General features: G+C 73.1%; 21 protein-coding genes and 5 tRNA genes. 9 read left to right on the forward strand and 17 right to left on the reverse strand.

From position 1 onward, the window contains the following. Positions 1 to 128: 128 nt before the first annotated feature. Positions 129 to 689 carry a CGNR zinc finger domain-containing protein gene (locus QF030_RS09795; protein WP_307162266.1) on the forward strand — a complete coding sequence of 187 codons (561 nt, stop codon included), beginning with the start codon at positions 129 to 131 and terminating at the stop codon, positions 687 to 689. A 105-nt stretch (positions 690 to 794) separates the two neighbouring features. Here the strand turns inward: QF030_RS09795 and QF030_RS09800 are convergent, their stop codons facing one another. Both QF030_RS09800 and QF030_RS09805 read right to left on the reverse strand, forming a co-directional pair. Further along, positions 795 to 1001 carry a hypothetical protein gene (locus QF030_RS09800; RefSeq protein ID WP_307167856.1) on the reverse strand — a complete coding sequence of 69 codons (207 nt, stop codon included), beginning with the start codon at positions 999 to 1001 and terminating at the stop codon, positions 795 to 797. Positions 1002 to 1126: 125 nt separating this feature from the next. Next, a complete protein-coding gene (locus tag QF030_RS09805; protein WP_307162267.1) occupies positions 1127 to 1585 on the reverse strand; it encodes a hypothetical protein in 459 nt (152 codons plus the stop codon). A gap of 263 nt (positions 1586 to 1848) precedes the next feature. Here QF030_RS09805 and QF030_RS09810 point away from each other — a divergent pair, with 263 nt between their 5' ends. After that, entirely contained in the window at positions 1849 to 2400 is a 552-nt protein-coding gene (locus QF030_RS09810) for a DsbA family protein (RefSeq protein WP_307162268.1), read from the forward strand. A gap of 20 nt (positions 2401 to 2420) precedes the next feature. On the opposite strand, the gene QF030_RS09815 is transcribed toward QF030_RS09810, so the two are convergent. The 3 genes from QF030_RS09815 to QF030_RS09825 all read right to left on the reverse strand — a co-directional run bounded on the left by QF030_RS09815 (position 2421) and on the right by QF030_RS09825 (position 5210). Then, a complete protein-coding gene (locus tag QF030_RS09815; protein ID WP_307162269.1) occupies positions 2421 to 3245 on the reverse strand; it encodes a GNAT family N-acetyltransferase in 825 nt (274 codons plus the stop codon). Between the two features lie 94 nt (positions 3246 to 3339). After that, positions 3340 to 4161 carry an aminotransferase class IV gene (locus QF030_RS09820; RefSeq protein WP_307162270.1) on the reverse strand — a complete coding sequence of 274 codons (822 nt, stop codon included), beginning with the start codon at positions 4159 to 4161 and terminating at the stop codon, positions 3340 to 3342. Beyond that, positions 4158 to 5210: a chorismate-binding protein gene (locus QF030_RS09825; RefSeq protein ID WP_307162271.1), complete on the reverse strand. Its 1053-nt coding sequence runs from the start codon at positions 5208 to 5210 to the stop codon at positions 4158 to 4160. Before QF030_RS09825 ends, QF030_RS09820 begins: the two co-directional genes overlap by 4 nt. Positions 5211 to 5398: 188 nt before the next feature. Between QF030_RS09825 and QF030_RS09830 the strand changes: the two genes are divergently transcribed. From QF030_RS09830 to QF030_RS09850, 5 genes are all read left to right on the forward strand, one after another. Beyond that, positions 5399 to 5471: transfer RNA gene (locus tag QF030_RS09830), tRNA-Gly, on the forward strand. A gap of 46 nt (positions 5472 to 5517) precedes the next feature. Beyond that, a tRNA-Cys gene (locus QF030_RS09835) sits at positions 5518 to 5591 on the forward strand. A 1-nt stretch (position 5592) separates the two neighbouring features. Then, positions 5593 to 5664, forward strand: a tRNA-Val gene (locus tag QF030_RS09840). Between the two features lie 26 nt (positions 5665 to 5690). Then, positions 5691 to 5762, forward strand: a tRNA-Val gene (locus QF030_RS09845). Positions 5763 to 5796: 34 nt separating this feature from the next. Then, positions 5797 to 5868, forward strand: a tRNA-Val gene (locus QF030_RS09850). A 55-nt stretch (positions 5869 to 5923) separates the two neighbouring features. Here QF030_RS09850 and QF030_RS09855 read toward each other — a convergent pair. From QF030_RS09855 to QF030_RS09865, 3 genes are all read right to left on the reverse strand, one after another. Next, positions 5924 to 6223, reverse strand: a complete 300-nt coding sequence (locus tag QF030_RS09855) for a TFIIB-type zinc ribbon-containing protein (protein WP_037735185.1) — start codon at positions 6221 to 6223, stop codon at positions 5924 to 5926. Positions 6224 to 6303: 80 nt separating this feature from the next. Beyond that, positions 6304 to 7239: a phosphotransferase enzyme family protein gene (locus tag QF030_RS09860; RefSeq protein WP_307162272.1), complete on the reverse strand. Its 936-nt coding sequence runs from the start codon at positions 7237 to 7239 to the stop codon at positions 6304 to 6306. 422 nt (positions 7240 to 7661) lie between these two features. Next, positions 7662 to 7856, reverse strand: coding sequence for a hypothetical protein (locus QF030_RS09865; RefSeq protein WP_307162273.1), 195 nt, complete (start codon positions 7854 to 7856; stop codon positions 7662 to 7664). 612 nt (positions 7857 to 8468) lie between these two features. On the opposite strand from QF030_RS09865, the gene QF030_RS09870 reads away from it, so the two are divergent. Next, the gene (locus QF030_RS09870; protein ID WP_307167522.1) at positions 8469 to 9827 is read left to right on the forward strand and encodes a serine/threonine-protein kinase; all 1359 of its coding nucleotides are present in this window, start codon (positions 8469 to 8471) and stop codon (positions 9825 to 9827) included. Between the two features lie 62 nt (positions 9828 to 9889). Here the strand turns inward: QF030_RS09870 and QF030_RS09875 are convergent, their stop codons facing one another. The 3 genes from QF030_RS09875 to QF030_RS09885 form a co-directional block, all read right to left on the reverse strand. Continuing rightward, positions 9890 to 10642: an anti-sigma factor gene (locus tag QF030_RS09875; protein ID WP_307162274.1), complete on the reverse strand. Its 753-nt coding sequence runs from the start codon at positions 10640 to 10642 to the stop codon at positions 9890 to 9892. Then, a complete protein-coding gene (gene sigK, locus QF030_RS09880; protein ID WP_307162275.1) occupies positions 10639 to 11205 on the reverse strand; it encodes an ECF RNA polymerase sigma factor SigK in 567 nt (188 codons plus the stop codon). Before sigK ends, QF030_RS09875 begins: the two co-directional genes overlap by 4 nt. Before the next feature lie 87 nt (positions 11206 to 11292). Beyond that, the gene (locus QF030_RS09885; RefSeq protein WP_307162276.1) at positions 11293 to 11733 is read right to left on the reverse strand and encodes an ATP-binding protein; all 441 of its coding nucleotides are present in this window, start codon (positions 11731 to 11733) and stop codon (positions 11293 to 11295) included. 353 nt (positions 11734 to 12086) lie between these two features. Between QF030_RS09885 and QF030_RS09890 the strand changes: the two genes are divergently transcribed. Then, entirely contained in the window at positions 12087 to 12428 is a 342-nt protein-coding gene (locus tag QF030_RS09890; protein WP_307162277.1) for a hypothetical protein, read from the forward strand. 90 nt (positions 12429 to 12518) lie between these two features. On the opposite strand, the gene QF030_RS09895 is transcribed toward QF030_RS09890, so the two are convergent. The 6 genes from QF030_RS09895 to QF030_RS09920 form a co-directional block, all read right to left on the reverse strand. Then, the gene (locus QF030_RS09895; protein WP_307162278.1) at positions 12519 to 13394 is read right to left on the reverse strand and encodes a TrmH family RNA methyltransferase; all 876 of its coding nucleotides are present in this window, start codon (positions 13392 to 13394) and stop codon (positions 12519 to 12521) included. A gap of 63 nt (positions 13395 to 13457) precedes the next feature. Continuing rightward, on the reverse strand, positions 13458 to 14690 hold the full coding sequence (gene cobA, locus QF030_RS09900) for a uroporphyrinogen-III C-methyltransferase (protein WP_307162279.1): 1233 nt from the start codon (positions 14688 to 14690) through the stop codon (positions 13458 to 13460). 148 nt (positions 14691 to 14838) lie between these two features. Then, a complete protein-coding gene (gene cobT, locus QF030_RS09905; RefSeq protein WP_307162280.1) occupies positions 14839 to 19188 on the reverse strand; it encodes a nicotinate-nucleotide--dimethylbenzimidazole phosphoribosyltransferase in 4350 nt (1449 codons plus the stop codon). Positions 19189 to 19646: 458 nt separating this feature from the next. Next, on the reverse strand, positions 19647 to 20870 hold the full coding sequence (gene cbiE / locus QF030_RS09910) for a precorrin-6y C5,15-methyltransferase (decarboxylating) subunit CbiE (protein WP_307162281.1): 1224 nt from the start codon (positions 20868 to 20870) through the stop codon (positions 19647 to 19649). A 96-nt stretch (positions 20871 to 20966) separates the two neighbouring features. Further along, positions 20967 to 21605 (reverse strand): GNAT family N-acetyltransferase, encoded by a 639-nt coding sequence (locus tag QF030_RS09915; RefSeq protein ID WP_307162282.1) that lies wholly within the window; start codon positions 21603 to 21605, stop codon positions 20967 to 20969. 168 nt (positions 21606 to 21773) lie between these two features. Next, positions 21774 to 22601 (reverse strand): MetQ/NlpA family ABC transporter substrate-binding protein, encoded by an 828-nt coding sequence (locus tag QF030_RS09920; RefSeq protein WP_307162283.1) that lies wholly within the window; start codon positions 22599 to 22601, stop codon positions 21774 to 21776. Positions 22602 to 22669 lie beyond the last annotated feature (68 nt).

The raw sequence follows: 22669 nt of genomic DNA on the forward strand, positions 1-22669 counted from the left end.
CCCCGGCCTCCCGGCGCCGGGCTCCCGCAGATCCGGTCCCCGCGTGGCCGTTGCCCGACGGCCCGGTGCGGCTACCATCGGCCAGCATCGGCGGGCGCTCGCCCGACCCCCAGGCCAGGGAGCGAAATGTGCTGATCACCCACGACACCCGGTGCGCGCTCGATGCCGTGGTGGAACTGGTGAACACCGCACCGGAGGAGGACGCGGCTCCGGACGCGCTGCCGGATGTCGCCGCCCTCGCGGATTTCGTGCGAAAGCACGAGATCAGTGACGTCGGCGTGCTGTCCGAGTTCGACCTGTCCGCGGTGCGCAAGATCCGTGGGCGGTTCGCCGGGATCTTCGCGGCGTCGGAGCCGCGGACCGCCGCCGCGCTGATCAACGAGCTGGTCGCCGCCGCGGGCACCACGCCGCGCCTCACCGATCACGACGGCTACGACTGGCATGTGCACTACTTCGCGCCCGGCGCGTCCGTCGCCGACCACCTGGCGGCCGACTGCGGGATGGCCCTCGCCTTCTTCGTGGTGGCCGGGGAGCAGGAGCGGCTTCGGCGCTGTGAGGCCCCGGACTGCCGACGCGCCTTCGTCGACCTCTCCCGCAACCGGTCCCGCCGGTACTGCGACAGCCGCACCTGCGGCAACCGCCTGCACGTGGCCGCCTACCGGGCGCGCCGCAAGGAGGCGGCGGGCTGAGGCCGGCCTCACCGCGCGGGGCTCTCTCGCGGTGCTCGACGTCCCCTGATGCCGTGTGATGCCGACGCGGCCCCGGCGGGTGACGCCGGGGACCGCGGGTACGGCTCAGAGCAGCAGCAGATCATGCAGCGAAGCCATGAGCAGCAGACACCCGATCACCGCAAGAAAGATCATCAGCGGTGGCTGGGAAAGGGCGAAGAGGCACCCGCGCGGCTCGTCCTGCTGCGGCGCGGCGTCGCTCTGTGTCGTGTCGAGCATCTCGCGGGCGATGATGACGCAGGCGACGCCCTTCGCGCGATCACCCGCCCGCATTGAGCGGGAGTGCGCCGGTTTCCGTGACGTCGCTGTCAGGCGGTGATCACTTCCGCGCGCGGGCAGGCCGACTGTGTCGTTTCACCGTCGGGCCGCCCCGCGGGCCGTGGTTCAGCTGCCCTGGTTCATATGCCGTGCTTCTTCAGGATGGCCTCGATGTCGCTGAAGTCGTCGGCGCCGCCGGTCGCGCGGGGTGCGGCCGCGGGTCGGGACGCCGGGCGGGGAGCCGGGCGGGAGGCCTGGCCCAGGGAGGGCGCGGAGGCCGCGGGGGCCACCGCCTCCGCCTGCGCGGACCGGGCCGCGGCCTTGCGTTCCTTGCGGGTGCCGCCGCGGCGGCGCTCCACGGCGCGGGTGGTGGCGAACAGGGCCCAGGCTCCACCGAGCACCGCGAAGCCCGCCCAGGCCGTCGGGCTGAAGGCGGTGTCGGCGGCCCATTCGACGACGCCGGTCATCACGAGGCCGAGCGGCACCAGGGCGTAGGCGGCGATACGGGCGGCCGACAGGAAGCGCTTGCGGTACGCGGTGACCACCGCGATGCCCAGGCCCGCCGCGGCGACGGCGGAACAGACGGTCTCGGCAATCATCCGGTCCTCCAGGCGTGGGCTCGGGCAAAGTCGATCGAGCGGACGCGGTGCCGCGGCCCGTGGGCCCGCGCCTCGTCCCCTCCATCCTGCACCTGCGCACCGCCCGCGGGCCATGCCGCGGGCGGACATCAGGGACATCTCCGGGTCGGCTCCTCCGCAGGTGCCGCCCGGGCTCGTCCCTTCCGGTCCGCGCGGGAGCTCCGAGCCCGGGCCTACGGCGGTCCCGGTTGGGGCGGCCGGGCCCGGACTGGAAGACTGGCGTCATGAACGACTCGTCCCCGACCTCCGCCTCCGCCACGCCGGGCACGGCGGCCGCCCGTCCCGCCGTCGTCCTCGACGTCTGGTGCGAGCTCCAGTGCCCGGACTGCCGCGGCGCTCTCGACGACCTGCGCGTCCTTCGCGAGCGGTACGGCGACCGGCTCGAGCTGCGGCTGAGGCACTTCCCGCTGGAGAAGCACCGCCACGCCTTCGCCGCCGCGCAGGCCGCCGAGGAGGCCCTGGAGCAGGGACGGGGCTGGGCGTACATCGAGGCGGTGCTCGGCCGGGTCGAGGAGCTGGACCGTGGGGGGGAACCCTTCCTGGTCGAGGTCGCCGGTGAACTCGGGCTGGACGCCGAGGAGTTCGACACCGCGCTGATCGACGGACGGCACATCCTGATCGTGGACGCCGACCAGGCCGAGGGCAAGGCGATCGGCGTCACCGGCACCCCCACGTACGTCATCGGCGGCGAACGCCTCGACGGCGGCAAGAGCCAGGAGGGGCTGCGCGAGCGCATCGAGGAGATCGCCGACCGGCTGCTGGCCGAGCAGGCCTGAGGCGGCCTCCGCGCGCCGGTTCAGAGCAGGTTCTTGTACATCGAGTAGCCCACGGGCAGATATCCGAGCGACTCGTAGAGCCGCTCGGCCGGGGTGTTGCCGGCGAAGACGTTGAGGCCCAGAACGCGCTTGCCCGCCGCGATCGTCTGGGCCTCGGCCAGCAGCATCAGGGAACGTCCGTGACCCCGGCCCCGGAAGGCCTCGGCGGTCTCGACGTCGTACACGAACGCCTTGTCGCCCACGAAGGCCACCCAGAGCGCGCCGACCCGGACGCCCTCCTGCTCCAGGACGCTGAACAGCATGTTCTCCGTCCTCCAGCCCTGCGGCAGCAGCAGTTCGTTGTCCCGCCACGACCTGGCCAACGCCTCGTCCTCGGGCACCCCCCGCTCCGCCAAGTCCCGGGCGTAGGACGTGACGCCGTGCTCGAACCAGGGCAGGTACTCGGCCTCCGTCATGGGCCTGGCCCTGCTGCCCTCGGGCAGCCGGGGAGCGGTGGCACCCAGAGCCTTTTCCATACCGCGGTTGCGGTGGACGTAACCGAGCGCCGTCGCCATGCGCAGCGCGGTCCCCGCGTCGGCGGGCACCCTGAGCTCGATCCGCTTGCAGCCCCAGCCCCGGGCCACCTCCTCGGCGGCCAGGGCGGCCACCGTCCCGCGTCCGCGCCCTCGGTCCGGTTCCTCGATGCGCAGGTCGACGATCTGGGCCACGCGGGGGCCGAAGGCGGGGGACGTCGAAAGGTGGACCGCTCCGACGGGGCGGCTGTTCACACACACCTGGTAGTGGCGTGACAATGCCCCGTCGGCGGCGTGCTGAAGCGGCTCGGTCGGCCGCAGGGTCGTGGTCATCAGGGGCTTTCTACCCACCCCGGCGAGCCACGTCAGCCCCTTTTCCCGGTCCTTGGGGTTCCGGTACGGGACCTCACGGCTTCGGTACGGGGCCTCACGGGTCGAGGTCGTCGGCCGCGCGCTCGGCGAAGATCCGCATCGCCTTGGCGGTCACCGGCCCCGGCGTGCCCGGCAGTTCACGGTCGTCGACGCGGTGAACTGCCTGGACGTCGCGCAGCGTGGAGGTGAGGAAGACCTCGTCGGCCCGCTCCAGCACGTCCAGCGGAAGATCGGTCTCCTTGGCGCCCGTCCACTCGACGGTCAGCTCGCGTGTGATGCCGGCGAGGCAGCCGGAGGCGAGCGGCGGGGTGTGGATCTCGCCGTCCAGGACGACGAAGACGTTGGACCCGGTGCCCTCGCAGAGCCGGCCGACCGTGTTGGCGAACAACGCCTCGGTGGCCCCTTGTTGATGGGCGCGGGCCAGGGCGACGACGTTCTCGGCGTACGAGGTCGTCTTCAGGCCGGTGAGCGCGCCGCGTTCGTTGCGGGTCCAGGGGACCGTGACGACGGCCGTGGAGTCGGCGCGCCGGGTGGTCTCCCCGAGGGCGACGACGAGGGTGGGGCCGTGTTCGCCGCGGTCGGAGCCCAGCGGACCGTGACCGCCGGTGTACGTGATGCGCAGCCGGCCGAGCGGCACCGGGTCGGCCTCGACGACGGCGGCGCAGGCGCGGCGCACCTCGTCGTGGTCGGGGTCCGGCAGCCCGAGGCCCCGCGCGGAGCGGGTCAGCCGGTCGAGATGGCGGGTCAGCGCGAACGTCACGCCGTCCACGGCCTTCACCGTCTCGAAGACGCCGTCGCCCACGGTCAGTCCGTGGTCGAAGACGGAGACGCGGGCGGACTCGGCGTCACGCAGCCCGCCGTCGAGCCAGATCTTCACGTCAGTCCCTCTCCCTTGGTCTCATGGGTTCCCGACGCTATCGCGAGCAGCCGGGAGGCCTTCAGCTCGGTCTCCTCCCACTCCGCATCGGGGTCCGAGCCCCAGGTGATGCCCGCGCCGGTGCCGAAGCGCAGCACGGCGGCACCCGAGGGAGCTCGGTCGATCCAGAAGGTGCGGATGCCGACGGCCAGCTCGCCGGTCCCCCGGTCTGCGTCGACCCAGCCGATGCCGCCGCAGTACGGGCCGCGCGGCGCCGTCTCGAGCGCGTCGATGATCCGCAGCGCGCTGGACTTGGGGGCGCCGGTGACCGATCCGGGCGGGAAGGCGGAGCCGAGCAGTTCCGGCCAGCCGGCGCCGTCGCGCAGTTCGCCGCGGACGGTGGACACGAGGTGGACCAGTCCCGGGTGCTTCTCGACGGCGCACAGGTCGGGGACGCTCACGCTGCCGGTGGCACAGACCTGACCGAGGTCGTTGCGGACGAGGTCCACGATCATCACGTTCTCGGCGTAGTCCTTCTCCAGGAGGTCCGCCTCGGTGCGTCCGGTGCCCTTGATGGGCCCGGACTCGACGACCCGGCCGTCGCGGCGCAGAAAGAGCTCGGGCGACGCGGTGGCCGTCTCGATGCCGTGCGCCGGGAGACGAATCGTTCCTGCGTAGGGCGCCGGGTTGCCCCGGGCCAACAGCGCGGTCAGCGCGTCCACATCCGCTTCGGCCGCGACCGGCGCGGTCAGGACCCGGCAGAGGTTGGCCTGGTACACCTCTCCGGCCGCGATGTGCTCCCGGATGCGGCGCACGCCCGCCGTGTACGCGACGCGGTCGAGCGAGGACGTCCAGTCACCGGCCGAGGGGCCTCGCCACGCCCCGGGCACGGGTGCGGGCACCGGCTCCTCGCGCACGTCGGCGAAGCGCGCGCAGACGGGACGGCCCTCGAAGTCGGCGCAGACGGCCCAGAAACCGGCGGTGTCGAGGGCCTCGGGATCGCTGGTCACGTCGAGGAGGCCGGTGGCGACACGGGTGCCGAAACGGGCGAGGGGAGGGAGGTCGAGCACGTGGTCGAGTGTATGGCGGGTCACCCGGCAGGTGGTCCGGGCAGGTCCCGCAGGTCCCGGCCGGGGCCCTGACCAGGTGCGCGAGGAGACACAGCGCAGCACGCTGCGCAAACGCGTTTTTGTACTGGCCCGGGTATCCGCTAGAGTTCAACACGTCGCCGGGACGCGAGAGCCGACCGAAACGACATGCGGACGTAGCTCAGTTGGTAGAGCGCAACCTTGCCAAGGTTGAGGTCGCCAGTTCGAACCTGGTCGTCCGCTCGCAGGAAGCAGGAAGAGGGGGATCATCCCGAACCCCCGCACTCCTGGTGGAGTGGCCGAGAGGCGAGGCAACGGCCTGCAAAGCCGTCTACACGGGTTCAAATCCCGTCTCCACCTCCAAGGACGATTAGCTCAGCGGGAGAGCGCTTCCCTGACACGGAAGAGGTCACTGGTTCAATCCCAGTATCGTCCACTGGATCTGCTCGAAGATCCGAACCCGCGCGATTAGCTCAGCGGGAGAGCGCTTCCCTGACACGGAAGAGGTCACTGGTTCAATCCCAGTATCGCGCACGCGTCGCACACGGCCTTCGGGTCGTGGTCCCGAGGACGATTAGCTCAGCGGGAGAGCGCTTCCCTGACACGGAAGAGGTCACTGGTTCAATCCCAGTATCGTCCACACACCGAGAGCCCCCGGCCGCCTTCGCGGTCGGGGGCTTCTTGTCGGTGCCGGCTCAGCTGGAGAACAGCATCCGGCCGAAGCCCTTCTGCCGGTGGTGCCCGCCGTGATGGCCGCCGTAGTGCGCGCCGCCCTGCGGAGCGCCCCAGGCGGGCGCGGCCGGGGCGGCCTGCGGGTACGCCTGCGGGGCGGCCGGGGGCGGCGGACCCGGCTGGGACCACTGGGACTCCAGACGGGTCAGCGCCTCCAGCTCGCCGTAGTCCAGGAAGATCCCGCGGCAGTTGCTGCACTGTTCGATCTGGACGCCGTTGCGGTTGTACGTGTGCATCTGAGCGTGACACTTCGGGCACTGCATGTTCGGCTCAACTCCTCGCCGGTCGGTGCTGTTTCGCGTACCGCCAGGACAGACACTGTCCGGTCGCGGTCGGTTGCACCCTACTTCGGCCGGCCTGCCGTCAACTGCGGCGGGAGGGACCCCATTCGCGCACAGGCGTCGACCAGGCACTGCTCGACCTCGTCCAGGGCCCGGCCCTCCCCGACGGACTTCGTGACGGAACGCGCCGCGGTCTGCACGGTGAGTGCGCGTGCCGGGACGTCCAGTGCGGCCCAGGGGTCTCCGTCCGACGGGACGGCGGGCCCGCCCTCGGCACGGTAGGCGGCGAGGAAGCGGGCCCACTCCTCGGGCGGGAGAAGACCGCAGGCGTACCAGGCGGCGGGGCGGGCGAGATCCCAGGCCGGAACACCGACGCCGAGATCGTCGACGTCGATCAGGCGCCAGGGCCCGTCGGGCGCCGGATGGCGGACGAGCTGGCCGAGATGGAGGTCGCCGTGGCACAGGCTGGCGGTGTCGGGCATGCGGGCTTCGGCGCGGGCCCAGGCCGGAAGCGCGCGCCAGGCGCTCAGGACGGGGGCGGCGGCGGGGTGCGGTCCGGCCGCGCGGAGACGGGCCACCGCGTGGGCGGCCTTGGCGGGACCGCGCATCTCCGGCAGCGCGGCCGGGGCGGGGGTGCGGTGCAGCCGCGCCAGCAGCGTGCCCGCGGCCTCCCAGGGGGCCAGGTCGGGATCGTCCGGGTCCACCGGGGCGCCGTACGGCCAGAAGGTCACGAGACGGCCGTGGAGTGTGACCGCAGCCGGCGCGAGCGGCGGGAGGAGGATGCCGGGGAGGCGGGCGGCGAGGCCGAGGCGCGAGGCGAGCCCGGCCGGGTCGGTGTCGGGCGCGTGCGCCTTCGCGACGGTGTCGGCATGCCGGACGACGGTGGCGTCGGGGCGGTCGGCGAGGGTGGCCGCGTCGCAGGGACAGGCCGGCCTGGCCTCATGCGCCTCGACCCGGGCTCGGAAGGCGAGCTCGGTGAGCAGGGGGTGCGCGGTCACGGGGCTCCTGGGGCGGCGGCGTGCGGTTCTTCTCGCGAGGGTACGCAGGCGTGCTCACCACGGTCGCGGGGGCATCGAAGTCGCAGGCGACGAGGAATCGCGTGGCGGACCGCCGAAGATCGCTCGCGTCACGGACCACCGGGAACGCGTCACGGCCACCAATCTCGACACGGGCCACCAGAGATCGCGTCGTCGCGGGGCGCCGGGAACGCGTCACGGACCACCGAAGATCGCGTCACGGGCCACCAGAGATCGCGTCATCGCGGGCCGCCGGGAACGCGTGGGCCGCCGGGGAAAAGCAATGCAGGCGCAGCTCCCCAGCTGCGCCTGCATTTTTTGCCGTCCGCCGCACCCCCGTCCCCACGGGGTTTCATGGGTGGATGTCCCCGCCCGGACCGCTCTTCCGGGCCTGGGGTCGCCTCTCAGCGCCCCAGCATCACTCCCACGGACGACGCCTGTGTGGCCACCGTCTCCCAGCCGTCGAAGACGACGAGGAGCAGGACCGCCAGGGGAAGGGCCATGAGCGTCGCCACCAAGGGGTGGCGACGGCCCGTGCGACGAGGGCGCGTACCGCGTCCCTGTGCGCGGATGATCGTCCGCGGTGCCGTAAGAGCCATGGTCCCTCTCCTGACCTGTTCGGTTGTTGTTGGCAGCGGCGGGTGTCTGACCTCGGGGGACGAGTGCTGCACCCGCCGCTTGACTTCAAATCTAGGCGTGGGGCGACTGCCGGGCGTCATGCCTTCGTACCGATTGCCGGGCCTCCCGGAGGATGAGCCATGACCTGCGGAGTACTCCCCTGGGTGGAGAGGTGGCCCTCGGTCTCGGGGTCTTCCCGGAGGGGTCCGCACTCCCGGCCGGACTCCCGTACCGCCTCAGGACGTGGGGCAGGGCCCCCGGCCGTGACTTCGCTCACTCGGACCGCTCCCAGCGGTACCGCCGTCACCCCTCACGGGCTCGCCCGGAGGGCCGCCGTCCCCCGGGTCCGCCTCCCGTCGCCGGCACCGGCGGCGGTCCGGGCACGGTCACCCGCCATGTGTGCAATCCGCTTTCGGGGAGGGGCGGTTGGGCTCGCCGGGTCGCCAAAGCGTGCCTGTACGCAGGGACTCTGACCCCTCTTCACCTCTCCCACCGGGCACTGACAATCAGTCGGCACGGGAGGGCGCGGCCTCTGCGCGCGAACGGCCGTGGAAACGTAAGCTGTGCCACGTCACACGGACCGGGCAGCGGGGATGAACATGGCGATGATGCGCCTGAGGCGCGAGGACCCGCGCGTCGTCGGCTCGTTCAGGCTTCACCGACGGCTCGGCGCGGGTGGGATGGGCGTCGTCTATCTGGGGTCCGACAAGAAGGGGCAGCGGGTCGCGCTGAAGGTGATCCGGCCCGATCTCGCGGAGGACCAGGAGTTCCGGTCGCGGTTCGCCCGCGAGGTCTCGGCCGCTCGCCGGATCAGGGGCGGCTGCACGGCGCGACTGGTCGCGGCGGATCTGGACGCCGACCGGCCGTGGTTCGCCACCCAGTACGTGCCCGGGCCCTCCCTCCACGACAAGGTCAACGACGAGGGACCCATAGGGGCGGCCGAGCTGGCCTCGATCGGAGCCGCGCTGTCGGAGGGGCTCGTCGCCGTCCACGAGGCCGGGGTCGTGCACCGGGACCTGAAGCCCTCCAACATCCTGCTCTCCCCCAAGGGCCCGCGGATCATCGACTTCGGTATCGCCTGGGCGACGGGCGCCTCCACGCTGACGCATGTCGGTACGGCGGTCGGCTCCCCCGGGTTCCTCGCGCCGGAGCAGGTGCGCGGGGCTCTGGTCACGCCGGCCACCGACGTGTTCTCGCTCGGCGCCACGCTCGCCTACGCCTCGACGGCCGATTCGCCCTTCGGGCAAGGCAGTTCCGAGGTGATGCTGTACCGCGTGGTGCACGAGGAACCGCAGCTGCACGGCGTACCGGACGCGCTGGCCCCGCTGGTGCGGGCCTGTCTCGCGAAGGACCCGGAGGAGCGGCCCAGCACCCTCGACCTCTCCCTGCGGCTGAAGGAGATCGCGACCCGGGAGGCCCAGGGGCTGGCGGACGCGCGTCCTCCGGCGCCCCGCGCGGCCGAGGCGGATCGCCCGACGGGACGGCTCTCCGAGACCGGTTACCCGGAGCGCACGCTGCGCCAGCAGGCCGGACCCGGTACTCCCCCGCCCCGCAACGGGGCCCCGCCGGCCCGCGGTCCGGTCCCTTCGCGGGGCGGAGCGCCGGCGCGCGGCGGCAACGCCGCACGGGGCGGCGGCGCCTCGTCGCGGTCGGGGGCCCGGCCGGCCCCCTCGCGCACCACCCGTCCCGGCAGCGGCAACCGGCCGACGTCCCGCGGTGGAGCCCGGCGCCCGGCGCCGAGGACCACGGGGACCGGGCGGCGGCCCGCCAATCCGCGGCTGCTGCGCCAGCGGCTGTTCGTGTTCGTCGTGGTGACCCTGCTGGTCGCGCTCGGCATCGCCGTCGTCCAGGGCTGCCAGGGGCCGGCGCGCGGGCTCGGCGGCGACGGCGGCGTCGTACGGCAGGAACAGCAGCACCTCCGGCCGCAGCCGGGCGGCCCGCTCGGGGACTGACCCTGTGAGGCGCCCGCGGTGGGCGACCGGGCGGTGGGCGACCTGGACGGTGGGCGAGCGCGTCAGGTGGCGATGGGGATGACGCCGAGGGGTTCGGTGGTGGGCTGCGGTGAACCGCCGGCCGGTTCGACGGTGATCCCCACGGTGACGGCGTCGGCGGGCGACCCCTTCAGGACGTGGGAGCCGTTCGGCGCGCTGCCGGCCACCAGGCCCGCCGAGCGGACGTCGCCCGCCTCGGCGGCGTACCAGAGTTCGTAGACCCTGCCCCCGGTCAGGGCGGGAAGCCCGTATGCGGCGAAGACCGCCCGTGCCTGGTCGAGGGAGACCACGACGGCGGCGGTGGTCCCGCCGGTCAGGCTCGCGGTGTGGACGGTGGCGTCGGGTGCGGTGAGGATCTCGGTGATCGCGGCGCCCGCGGTGCGGGCCTGCTGCTCGGCCCGGACCGCCCGGGCGCGTGCGTCGTCCGCTTCCACGTGCTGCCGGACGGCGACGCCGCCGAGCACGGCGGCCGCGGCGACGCTCACGGCGAGCGCGAAGCGCAGCACCCGGTGGCCGGGGGCCCGTGGGCGGTGCGGGGCCCGGTCCTGGCGGGTGTGGGCGACGGTCCGGAGCGTGCGGGCGCGTGCCTGCGCGGTCACCGGGACGCTCCGCACCGAGGCGCCGAGCCGGGCTGTGGTCTCCAGCAGGTCGGCGGCCTCGCGATGGCATGCGTCGCAACCGGCGAGATGGTTCTCGAACGCGGTTTCCTCGGCGGGCGGCAGGGCGTACAGAACGTACGCGCCGATGGCCAGGTGGGGATCCTCCTCAGGTTTCATGCGTCGCCCTCCAGACAGGCGCGCAGTCGCCGCAGCCCCGCGCGCATTCGGGACTTCACCGTTCCTTCGGGGGTGGAGAGAGCCTCGGCCACCTCGATGTAGGTCAGGCCCTGGTAGTAGGCGAGCATCAGCGGCACCCGCTCCTGGCGGGCCAGCGCGGTGAGACAGCGGTGGAGCCGCCGCTGCTCGTCGTGGTCCTGGACGATCTCGGCCACTTCGTCGAACGGCCGCTCCGGCGCGAGGACGCCCGTGCGCTGTTCGCGCTCCGTGCCCGCCTGCGCGGAGCGCACCCGGTCCACCGCCCGGCGGTGGGCCACGGTGAGAACCCAGGCCTTCGCCGTTCCCCGCTCGGGGCGGTAGCGGTCCGCGGTGCGCCAGACCTCGATCATGACCTCCTGGGTCACCTCCTCCGCCTGAGCGACATCCCGCACGATCCGGCAGGCCAGGCCCATGACGCTGCCCGACAGCGCGTCATAGACACCGGTGAACGCGTCTCGGTCGCCACCCGCCACCCGGGCCAGCAGGTCCTCCACTCGGGCGTCCGGATCGGAACTGTGCGGCAAAGCCCTGCTCCCCTCGTGCCTCGTGCTGGGTTCGGACGCCCCGCCCGCGGCCTGTGCGGAGGGTGGAGACCCGCACCGGGAAGCTCCTCACCGATCCGGGGACGTGCCGCGCGCGGTTCTCAGGTCGAGCAGGACGTGTACGGTCTTGCCGCCGATGGCGGGGACCAGCCGGATCTGTCCGCCCAGTCCGCGGATGACCCCCATGCCGAGGCCGCCGCGCTCGTCCCCGTCCGAACGGCGGTGGACCTCCGGAAGGTCCTCGCTGTGGTCGGCGACGGCGATGTCCAGTCGGCCGTCTCGCACCGTCAGCGTCAGCACGCAGGGACCAGAGGTGTGGCGGACCGCGTTGGTCACCAGTTCGGAGACGACGAGGACGGCGTCCGGCACGCGATCGAGCGGATCGGTCGCCTTCAGCCAGTTCTCACTGACCCGACGAGCGAGGGACGGGGCCCGCCGGGAGTGCGGCAGGGCGACGGCACAACGCGCCGTCGTCGGCGGTGGCGACGGCAGTGGCGTGGTGGTGGACATGAGGGCTCCCCTGGAACGACTCGTCGGGGACGGCTTTTGTTCGCAGGGGATTCGTAGCCGCACAGCATGCGGATGCGGCCGTGTTGCACACGAAAGCCCCGGGATCTCACCCGGCCGGGCGAGCGGCGGGCCGCGCACGCCGCGGGGACGCCCCGGCCCGGACGCCATGACATTTTTCGGCTTTGCCATCATCTGTCCGGTTCCCAGGTTCGAATTCCCCGCGTCCGGCACAGCGAGACGGGGAACGGCGTTCCTCACGGATCCACCGCACGCCATCGGTGCGGCCGGTGGACGGGAGCCGCGTGACCTCGTCGGACGTGCTCTTCGCTGAACGTTCGAGGGAGATGTGTCCGATGACCGCTTTCCTGCGAGCCCGCCGTCTGGTGGCCGGAGCCGCCGCGACGGGCCTACTGGCCGGAGGGGCCGTGCTCGGCCTGTCCGGCGCGGCTACCGCGGCTCCCGCTCCCGCTTCGGCCCCGAGCGTGGTGACCACCGACCACGACGGTAAGTGCCACTGGGTGAAGGGCCACTGGGAGAAGAAGTGGGTGAAGGGCCACTGGGAGAAGAAGCGGGTCAACCACAAGACCTGGAACCACGGCCACTGGGAGAACCACTACACCTACAAGTGGGTCTACGTCCAGGGCCACTGGGACCACCAGTGGGTCAAGGGGCACTGGGAGTGCCACCACCGCTGACCGCGGCTGATCGCGGATGAGGGCCGGACGCACCGTGTCGTCCGGCCCTCGTTCCACGGCTTCGTCCGGGCCTCGGGCCGAGGCGAACTCTCAGGCGGGCCTCGGGCGGGTCGCGTAGAACGCGACGGCGGAGGCGGCCGCCACGTTGAGGGAGTCGACGCCGGCGGACATGGGGATGCGTACCCATTCGTCCGCCGCCCGGAGCGCGTACGTGGAGAGTCCGTGCCCCTCCGAGCCCAGCATGAGGGCGCTCTTCTCGAAGCGTGCCGGGTGCAGCTCGTCGAGCGGGGTCGCCTTCTCGTCCGGGGTCATGGCCAGGATGTCGTACCCGGCGTCGCGCACGACGTCGAGCCCGGCCGGCCAGGCGTCGAACCGGGCGTAGGGAACCGAGAAGACGGCGCCCATCGACACCTTGATCGCCCGCCGGTAGAGGGGATCCGCGCAGTCCGGTGACAACAGGATCGCCTTGATGCCCAGAGCGGCGGCGCTGCGGAAGGCGGCCCCGAGATTCGCGTGGTCGACGAACCCCTCGAAGATGGCGACGCGCTGACCCGCGCCGTGCGGCGGATTCACCGGGTGGCCGTCGGCCGGCTCCGGCACGGCCGTCCGGCGGGCGGCCTGGAGCAACTCGGCGGCGTCCGGGAGCGGCTTGCGCTGCATGGAGGCCAGTGCGCCGCGGTGGACGTGATAGCCGGTGACCCGTTCGGCGAGTTCCGGGCTGACGGCGTAGACCGGCGCCGGGAGCTCGTCGATGACGTCGCGCATGACGTCGACCCACTTGGCGGAGAGCAGCATCGAGCGCATCTCGTACCCGGCGTCCTTGGCACGGCGGATGACCTTCTCGCCCTCGGCGATGAACAGGCCCTCGGCCGGCTCGCGCTTGCGGCGCAGCTCGACGTCGGTCAGGCCGGTGTAGTCGCGCAGGCGCGGGTCGTCGGGGTCCTCAACGGTGATGAGATCGGCCACAGGGTGATACTGCCTTGTCCTGAGTGCGGTGCCAACGGCTCGGAACGGTTGTGTTACCCGCGGTTACTCGGAGGTCGACGGGCCGACGGCGACGACAGCGCCGATGACGATCACCGCGGGAGGCCTGACCTCCTGTGCGCGGACCGCCTCGGCGACCGTGGCGAGCGTGGCGTCCACGCGGCGCTGGGCGGCCGTCGTGCCCTCCTGGACCAGGGCGACCGGGGTGTCGGGCGACTTGCCGTGCGCGACGAGCGTCTCGGCGATCTTCCCGATCTTGTCGACGCCCATGAGGATCACCAGGGTGCCGGTCAGTTTCGCGAGGGAGGGCCAGTCGACCAGGGAGCGCTCGTCGTCGGGGGCGACATGCCCGCTGACCACCGTGAACTCATGGGCCACACCCCGGTGGGTGACCGGGATGCCGGCCGCGCCCGGCACCGAGATCGAGCTGGAGATGCCCGGCACGACCGTGCAGGCGATGCCGGCCTCCGCGAGGGCCTGGAGCTCCTCCATGCCACGGCCGAAGACGTACGGGTCGCCGCCCTTGAGACGGACGACCGACTTGCCCTGCTTGGCGTGCTCGATCAGCGCGTTGTTGATCGCCTCCTGGGCCATGTACCGGCCGTAGGGGATCTTCGCCGCGTCGATCACCTCGACGTGCGGCGGGAGTTCGGCGAGCAGGTCGCGCGGGCCGAGCCGGTCGGCGATGACGACGTCCGCCTCGGCGAGCAGGCGACGCCCGCGGACCGTGATCAGGTCCGGGTCGCCGGGACCGCCGCCGACCAGCGCGACACCGGTGGTCCGGGTGCGGTGGTGGGGGGCGACGAGGGTGCCGTCGCGCAGCCCCTCCACGACCGCGTCACGGATGGCGGCGGTGTGGCGCGGGTCGCGGCCCCGGGCGTCGGTGGTGAGCACGGCGACCGTGACCCCCTCGCTGTGGCCGGTCGCCGGCGTCCAGGCGGTCGCGGCGTCCGCGTCGTCGGAGCGGACGCACCAGACGCGGTGCGCCTCGGCCTCGGCGGAGGCCCGGCCGTTCGCCTCCGGGTCGCTCGTGGCGATGAGGGCGTACCAGGCTTCGGCGAGGTCGCCTTCGGCGTACGGGCGCTTCGACCAGGTGATCTCGCCCCCGTCCGCCATCGCTTCCACCGAGGGCGTCGCAGCGGGGGACACCAGGTGGACGTCGGCGCCTGCCGCGATCAGCGCGGGGAGACGGCGCTGGGCGACCTGGCCGCCGCCGAGGACGACGACCCTGCGGCCGGCGAGACGGAGGCCTACGGGGTAGGCGGGGTGTTCGGCCATGAGGGTGCGGCTCCTCGTACGGGCAGAGAGCAGAGGGTGGGCGCTGCGGCTCTGGAGCGGCCCTGACGTGCGCATTTTAGAGGTGACTTCAGCATGCGGCGGGGCCGGGGGCAGCACAAGCGCGTGCCCGCCGGCCCCGCAGCGGGACCTACTTCTCGGTGACCCCCGCCGAATCGAACGTCGCCACCTCGTGCATCGCCCGGGCCGTGCTCTGCACCAGCGGCAGGGCGAGCAGGGCGCCCGTACCCTCACCGAGGCGCAGGTCCAGGTCGACCAGGGGACGCAGACCCAGCTTGTTCAGGGCGGCCACATGACCGGGTTCGGCGCTGCGGTGGCCCGCGATGCAGGCCGCGAGGACCTCGGGGGCGATGGCGCGGGCGACCAGGGCGGCGGCGCCGGCGCTGACGCCGTCCAGGATCACGGGCGTACGGAGGGAGGCGCCGCCGAGCAGGAGCCCGACCATCGCCGCGTGTTCGAACCCGCCGATCGCGGCCAGGACGCCGATGGGGTCCGCCGGATCCGGCTGGTGGACCTCCAGGGCGCGACGCACGACCTCGGTCTTGCGGGCGAGGGTCTCGTCGTTGATTCCGGTGCCGCGGCCGGTGACCTCGGCCGGATCGGCGCCCGTGAACACCGAGATGAGGGCCGCGGACGCCGTGGTGTTCGCGATGCCCATCTCGCCCGTGAGCAGTGCCTTGTTGCCGGCCGCGACCAGGTCGCGGGCGGTCTCGATGCCGACCTCGATGGCCTGCTTGGCCTCCTCGCGGGTCATCGCGGGGCCGGTGGTCATGTCGGACGTGCCCGCGCGGATCTTGCGGGGCAGCAGACCGGGGGTCGCGGGGAGGTCGGCGGCGACGCCCACGTCCACCACGCAGACCTCGGCGCCCACCTGGGTGGCGAAGGCGTTGCAGACCGCTCCCCCACCGAGGAAGTTGGCGACCATCTGGGCCGTCACCTCCTGCGGCCAGGGGGTGACGCCCTGCGCGTGCACCCCGTGGTCGCCGGCGAAGATCGCGACGGCCGCGGGCTCCGGGATCGGCGGCGGGCACTGCCGGGACAGGCCGGACAGCTGCGCGGAGATGATCTCCAGCATGCCGAGCGAGCCGGGCGGCTTCGTCATGCGCTTCTGCCGCTCCCAGGCCTCGCCGAGGGCCTTGGCGTCCAGCGGACGGACACTGGCGACGGTCTCGGCGAGCAGATCGTGCGGGTCCTCGCCGGGCAGTGCGCGACGGCCGTACGTCTCCTCGTGGACGACCCAGGACAGCGGACGGCGCTTGGCCCAGCCGGCCTGCATCAGCTCGGGCTCGTCCGGGAACTCGTCGACGTAGCCGACACACAGGTAGGCGACCACTTCGAGGTGCTCGGGCAGACCGAGCGCGCGGACCATCTCGCGCTCGTCGAAGAAGCTGACCCAGCCGACGCCGAGACCCTCGGCGCGGGCGGCGAGCCAGAGGTTCTCGACCGCGAGGGCGGAGGAGTACGGCGCCATCTGCGGCTGGGTATGCCGGCCGAGGGTGTGGCGGCCGCCGCGGGTCGGGTCGGCGGTGACGACGATGTTGACCGGGGTGTCGAGGATGGCCTCGATCTTCAGTTCCTTGAACTGCTTCGCCCGGCCCTTGGGCAGGGACCGTGCGTAGGCCTCGCGCTGACGGGTCGCCAGCTCGTGCATCGCGCGCCGGGTGTCGGCGGAGCGGATGACGACGAAGTCCCACGGCTGCGAGTGACCGACGGAGGGTGCGGTGTGGGCGGCCTCCAGGACGCGGAGCAGCACCTCGTGCGGGATGGGGTCGGCGCGGAATCCGTTGCGGATGTCCCGGCGTTCACGCATGACCTTCAGGACGGCCTCGCGCTCGGCGTCGTCGTACGCGGGCGCGGCGGGACCGGTGGACTCTCGAACTTCTTCCACGGGGACCGGGCTCTCTTCCTGGTCGGCGGCCCTGGTTTCCAGGTCCTCCGGGCTCTGGGCGACATCGGGGTCGATGCCGGTCTCGGGCTCCGTGTCCGGGGTCGCCGGGGCGGGAGCCGGGTCGGCGCCACGGGGGGCGGGGACCGTGACGGCGGGAAGGGCCGCGCCCGCGTCGGCGGCCTGCCGCTGTTCCGCCGCGACAGGGGCGGCCTGCTCCTCCGTGGGCAGGACGAGGGGGTGCGGCGGGGTCGGGGCGAGGTGCGGGGCGGTGGGCACCATGCCCTCGACCGGGACGAACCGGCCCAGCGGCTGGTCCGCGGGGGCCTGGCCCGACTGCTCCGACGGGAACGTCTGCTCCGGCCGGGGCGTCGCCGGGGCGGTGACGGGCGGCAGGTCCGCGCCGGGCGCGTCGGCGAGCGGCTCCGGGGCGGCCACCGGCTGCGGGACCGGCAGCGGGTGCTCCTGCTGCGGCGGCTGAGCGATGGCGGTGGCGTCCACGGAGACTGCCACGGGCTCGGGGGAGACCGGTGTGGGGGCTTCCTCGACGGGCGGTTCCGCAGTCTCCGGCTCCGCCAGCGGTGCCGGCTCCGCCAGGGGTGCGGCGGCGGCGGACTCCGGCTGCTCGGCCACGAGTTCGGCCACGGCCTCGGCTTCAGCTTCGGCTTCAGCTTCAGTTTCGGCTTCAGCTTCAGCTTCAGCTTCAGCTTCGGCTTCGAGCGCGGGTACGGGCGCCGGTACGGGCTCGGGTACGAGTTCGGGCTGCGGGGCCGCTTCCTGGACCGGGGCGTCCGGGAGGTGAGACGCGGGGGCCGCGAGGGGCAGGGCCGCGGCCGGGGTCTCGTTCGACGTACCCGCCCCGGGCTGCGGTTCCGGCTCCGGCTGCGGTGCCGGCCGGACGTCCTGGGCTGTCGGCCGGACGTCCTGGATCGGCTGGACGGGCGGCTCCGGAGCGGGCTCCACCTGCGGGGCGGGCTCGGGCGCCGCCGGTGGGGGGGTCGGCTCGGCGGCGGCCCCGGCGGACGCCACGAAGGCGTCGACGAGCAGGCCCCCTTCGGTGAGGGCGGCGGGCACGGGGGCGGAGACCTCCGGCTCAGCGGATGCCTCGGGTCCGGCGGCCTCGGCCACGGGAGCGGGCATCTCCTGCGCGACTGCCACCGGTTCGGACACCGCGGGGAGGACGCTCGCCGCGGGTTCGGGAGCCTCAGCTCCGGACGCGGGGAAGGGCTCCGCGACGACGGGATCCGGCGCGAGGTCTTCGAAAGCGGCCACTCCGGGTACGGGGGCGGACGCGGAGGCGACCGCGGCCGCCTCCGCCGAAGGCGCCTCGTAGGCCTGAGCCGGCGTCGCGTCGAGGTCCGTGTGCGGCTGCGGCTCCTGGGGCACCTGCGGCTCGGCGGGATCCGGCTGCTGGAGAGATCCGGCGGGAGTGGCCTCCCCGGCCTCGGCCGCGTGAGCGGCTGCCTCCTCCTCGGAGTTCGCCTCGGCGACCTCCACAGGCTCCGCCGGCTCGGCGGGGACGGCCGTTTCTGCCGGCCCGGCGAACGCCGTCGCCTCGGCCTCGGCCTCGGCAGCGACCGGTTCGGCCGCCCGGGCTCCATCGCCGGCGACCGGCTGCTCCACGTGCGCGGCCTCGTCAACCGACCCGGCGCTCCCGGTGACCGGTGCGGCCTCCGGGTCCTGTGCCGCTTCCGGGACCTGTGCCGCTGCCGATTCCACCGGCGTTTCGACGGGCGACCCCGCAGCGCCGTCCGCGGGCAGGTCGTCGCCGGCGGAGGGAACGTCGGCCGCCTCCTGCTCGATCGCGGCTGCGGGCGCCTCCTCCGCCTCCGCCATCATCGCGGCGCCGAGCAGCTCACCCGGGTCGACGACCCCGTACGTCGCGGCAGCCTGCACGGGTGCCTCGATGCCGACAGCCTCGGCCTCCTGGGCCTCCTGGGCCTCCTGGGCCTCCTGCGGGACGGTCGCGGCGATCGCCTCGGTCGCCACCCGGGCGACGGCGGCCTGGGCCACGCCGACCGGCTCGCTCTGCTGGGCTGCCCCGACCGTCGCCGGAACAACCGTTTCCGCAGCCGTCGCCCCCTGCGCGACCTGCGGCGGCGCGGCGCCCCACGGGGACGCGCCCGGTGGGGGCATCTCGCGCGGCTGCGGAACGTCGAGGTACTCGGGGCCGGACACGGACGGGCCGGGCTGCCGTACCGGCGCGCCGGCGGGGCCGCGGTCGGCGAGCGAACGGACCGGGCTCGCGGAGGCGTCGGGGATCGGCGGGCCGAGATGCAGAGGTCGGCGGGGTGCCGCCTGGGGCGCCGACGGGCTCGGCAGGCGGACTGCGCCGAGGTCGACCGAACCGCTGTCGCGGCCGGCCGTCTCGTGCGGGCCCGGCTCGTGCACCGTCTCGACGACCGGCTCCGGCGCGGGCGGCGCCACCTCGTTGCCCCACGCGCTCTGGGCACCCGGCAGCAGCAACAGGTCTTCGTCCTCGGCGGTGGTCTCGGAGAGGTAGGCGTACGCACCGTGCGCGGGGGCGCCCGGCTGTTCCACCATGCCTGCGCTCTCCGGCAGTCCCTCGCCCGGGACCTGGCCGGTGTCGGTCATGCGTACCCCTCGCCCATCGGTTAGTGCTTCTACGACCAGCTCACCCGGAGCGGCGCACCGACCGCCCCGTAGTGAAGAACGAGCGTCCGTGCCCAGCGGCACGAACGACCCGCCCGAAAAAGCGACAAAGCCATTCAGTGGCATTGTCCCGGTCGTAGTCGCGTCGCGACAGCTTGATCCGCGACGCCCCGCTGTGGACTGCGCCACGTTGCGCGTCCTCCGGTTCTGCCGTACCACACCCACCCCAAAAGGGATGCGTTTTCCGGACATTGGCCGACGAAGTGCCGGGCGACCGGAAGCGGTACGACGATCGGCCAGCTTACCGCGCGCGGTACGACAAAGGGATCACTGGGAGGGAGCGCCAGGTCACGACGGGCGGTGGCAAGGGCCTTTCCCGCGACCCGTCCGACACGTGTCCCTCACCGGTCCCGCACCCGTCCTTCACCTGTCCGCCACTCTCAACGGGGCGATGCGCGCCGCACGATCTCTCCGGTGAGAAGGAACGCGACGCTCCGCTCCCGCTCCGTCCAGGCCCGGGTGTCGAGTTCGACGGACTGGACGAGGGAGCACTCGACGCGGTAGCCGTGCTCGGACAGGTCGCGGCCCACGAGCTCGGCGGCGTCGCGGGTCCCGGCATGGGTGACGATGCGCTGCGGGCGTCGGTCGGCGACGGCGGAGACCACGGCCGCTCCCCCGCCGCCGACCCGTACGACGTCGGGTTCGGGCAGGTTCTCCAGAACGTGCGGGGCGGTGCCGTGGACGATCTGGAGCTGGACGCCGTGCCGGCGCGCGGAGCTGTCGGTGCGGGCGCACGCGTCGAGGTCCCGGTCGACGGCGATGACGGCGGCGCCCGCCCGCGCGGTCTCGGTCGCGAAGGCGCCGCTGCCGCAGCCGATGTCCCAGACTAGGTCGCCGACGCGCGGGCCCAGCCGGGCGAGTTGGGCGGCCCGCAACAGCTCCGCCTCGCCCTCGCCGAGTCCGCCGCCGTACGCCTCGGCGGGCAGGGCCCAGCCGCGCGGGCCGGCGCCCGGGTCCCGGCCGGCGATCCAGCCGCTGTCCCCGGAGACGACCGGCCCGGTGGGGCCGCCGATGACGATGACGACGTTGGGGTCGCGCCAGGTGTGGTCGGCGGCCTTGTCGGAGGTGACGACGCTGACCTGTTCGCGGGTGGTGCCGAGTTCCTCGCAGACGACGAAGGTGCGGTGCACACCGTCCATGAGCAGGCCGAGTTCGGCGGGACCGGCGCCCGGGGAGGTGAGGACGGCGACCTTGGTGTGGGCGCGGCAGACGTTCACGGCGCGGCGCAGGGTGCGCCGGTGGGCGACGACGACCTGGGCGTCGTCCCAGGGCATGCCGGCCCGGGCGAAGGCGGTGGCGACGGCGGAGACGGCCGGGACGACCTCGACCTCCAGGCCGAACTCGGGTGCGCGCAGCGTCCGTACGACACCGAAGAAGCCCGGGTCGCCGTCGGCGAGGACGACCGCGGTGCCACGGTGCCCGGCGATGCGGCGGGCGGCGAGGGAGACGCTGCCGAGCCGGACGCGTTCCGCCGTGGGCGGCACCTCGGGCAGCGCCAGGTGGTGGGGGGCGCCGGCCACCAGGGTGGCGGCACCGAGGGCGGAGCGGGCCGCGGCGGTCAGCGGCGAACCGTCCCATCCGATCACCGTGACGCGGTCGGCCATCGTCGTCAGTCTCCCCCGGGGTTCACGCAGGTAGCGGGCTCCGTGAGGGTACCTGGTCGGTGCGTCACGGCAACGGTGGTGGCACCGGAGCGGGGGTCAGTTCCAGTCGGTGTACGACGTGAAACCGCCGCTCTCCGCGAAGTGCTCCCCGGGACCCTCCAGGTCCTCCGGGAGGAGGCTCCACACGATGTAGTCGGTGCGCACCTCGTTCCACCTGCCGTCCTCGGCCCGGGCGCGCGCTATGCAGGCGCCCCGCAGCACGCCCTCGCTGATGCAGCCGATCTTCTGCGCGACCTGCTGGGAGGCGGTGTTGTCGGCGGCCGTGCGCAGTTCGATGCGCTCCAACTTCTGGTCGCGGAACAGCCATTGGGCGGTGGCCAGCGCCGCCTCGGAGGCGTAGCCCTCGCCGCGCGCCCAGGGCGCGATGATGTACGACAGTTCGGTGGAGCGGACGTGCCAGTTCGTCTTGGCGAGTCGGATGACGCCGACCAGGCGCTGGGTGAGGAACTCGGTGACGGCGAGGTCGAGGCCGCGGCCCCCGGTGCGTTCGGCGGGCGCGTACTCGGTGATCCAGCGGCGGGCCTCCGCCTCGTCGTACGGCTGGGGCACGGCCGTCCAGGCGGCGACCTGCTCGTCGTTCATCATGTCGGCCAGGGCGGGCACGTCGTCCTCGTCGAGGGGACGCAGCACCAACCGCTCCGTGCTGATGGAGATGGTGGGGAAGGTGCTCGTCATGCGCCGCTCCGTAACCTTCGAAAGTTCGGGGTGTGACCTGCCGACCCGTCAGGGCCCGCTGAACTGCCCAGCATGCAGCATGTGGCACGGAACCACACCACGGGGTCCGCACCCAGTGAAGGTGCGGACCCCGGGCCCCGACGCCGGTCACCCGGCCGGTCGGGAGGTTCAGAAAGAGGCGATGACGGAGCCGTCGTACGTGTCCTCGATGAACTTCTTGACCTCGGCGGAGGTGAGGAGCTCGGCGAGCTTCTTCACCCGCGGGTCGTCCTCGTTGCCGTCCTTCACCGCGAGGAAGTTGCCGTACGGGTTGTCCGTGGCGGACTCCAGGACGAGGGCGTCCGAGGCGGGCTTCAGGTCGGCCTCGATGGCGTAGTTGCCGTTGATGACGGCGGCGTCCACGTCGTCCAGGGAGCGCGGGGTCTGGGCCGCCTCCAGCTCCTTGAACTTGAGCTTCTTCGGGTTCTCGGTGATGTCCGCGGGGGTCGCGTCATTGCCCACGCCGGCCTTGAGGGTGATGAGCTTGTTCGCCGCGAGCAGCTTGAGGGCGCGGGCCTCGTTCACGCTGTCGTTGGGGACGGCGATGGTCGCGCCGCTCTTCAGGGCGTCGGCGCTCTTGACCTTGTGCGAGTAGAGGCCGAGCGGCTCCAGGTGGACCGTGACGACGGGCACGATGTGGGTGCCGTTCTTCTTGTTGAAGTCGTCGAGGTACGGCTGGTTCTGGAAGTAGTTGGCGTCCACCGAGCCGTCCTCCGTCGCCGTGTTCGGGGTGACGTAGTCGGTGAACTCCTTGACCTCCAGGTCGAGTCCCGCCTTCTTCGCGAGCTTGTCCTTGACGAAGTTCAGGATCTCGGCGTGCGGGGTCGGGCTCGCGGCGACGGTCAGCGGGCCGCTGGTGTCGGAGGCGGAGTCCTTGTCCGAGCCGCAGGCGGTGAGCCCCAGGGTGAGGGCGCCGACGGCGAGGGCTGCGGTGGTGAACTTGGCGGTGTTACGCACGAAAAGTGCCTTTCCTGAGGGTGTCGCGACCCGCGTGGGGTGTGCGGGGGATCTATGGGGGCGGCCCG

The organism is Streptomyces rishiriensis, assembly GCF_030815485.1.
Lineage (GTDB): Bacteria > Actinomycetota > Actinomycetes > Streptomycetales > Streptomycetaceae > Streptomyces > Streptomyces rishiriensis_A.

Excerpts from the sequence above, each read along its gene's own strand:
- QF030_RS09800 (WP_307167856.1), bottom strand. The coding sequence starts at position 1,001 with ATGCGGGCGGGTGATCGCGCGAAGGGCGTCGCCTGCGTCATCATCGCC.
- QF030_RS09805 (WP_307162267.1), bottom strand. The coding sequence starts at position 1,585 with ATGATTGCCGAGACCGTCTGTTCCGCCGTCGCCGCGGCGGGCCTGGGC.
- QF030_RS09810 (WP_307162268.1), top strand. The coding sequence starts at position 1,849 with ATGAACGACTCGTCCCCGACCTCCGCCTCCGCCACGCCGGGCACGGCG.
- QF030_RS09815 (WP_307162269.1), bottom strand. The coding sequence starts at position 3,245 with ATGACCACGACCCTGCGGCCGACCGAGCCGCTTCAGCACGCCGCCGAC.
- QF030_RS09855 (WP_037735185.1), bottom strand. The coding sequence starts at position 6,223 with ATGCAGTGCCCGAAGTGTCACGCTCAGATGCACACGTACAACCGCAAC.
- QF030_RS09865 (WP_307162273.1), bottom strand. The coding sequence starts at position 7,856 with ATGGCTCTTACGGCACCGCGGACGATCATCCGCGCACAGGGACGCGGT.
- QF030_RS09870 (WP_307167522.1), top strand. The coding sequence starts at position 8,469 with ATGAACATGGCGATGATGCGCCTGAGGCGCGAGGACCCGCGCGTCGTC.
- QF030_RS09875 (WP_307162274.1), bottom strand. The coding sequence starts at position 10,642 with ATGAAACCTGAGGAGGATCCCCACCTGGCCATCGGCGCGTACGTTCTG.
- QF030_RS09885 (WP_307162276.1), bottom strand. The coding sequence starts at position 11,733 with ATGTCCACCACCACGCCACTGCCGTCGCCACCGCCGACGACGGCGCGT.
- QF030_RS09890 (WP_307162277.1), top strand. The coding sequence starts at position 12,087 with ATGACCGCTTTCCTGCGAGCCCGCCGTCTGGTGGCCGGAGCCGCCGCG.
- cobA (WP_307162279.1), bottom strand. The coding sequence starts at position 14,690 with ATGGCCGAACACCCCGCCTACCCCGTAGGCCTCCGTCTCGCCGGCCGC.
- cobT (WP_307162280.1), bottom strand. The coding sequence starts at position 19,188 with ATGACCGACACCGGCCAGGTCCCGGGCGAGGGACTGCCGGAGAGCGCA.
- cbiE (WP_307162281.1), bottom strand. The coding sequence starts at position 20,870 with ATGGCCGACCGCGTCACGGTGATCGGATGGGACGGTTCGCCGCTGACC.
- QF030_RS09915 (WP_307162282.1), bottom strand. The coding sequence starts at position 21,605 with ATGACGAGCACCTTCCCCACCATCTCCATCAGCACGGAGCGGTTGGTG.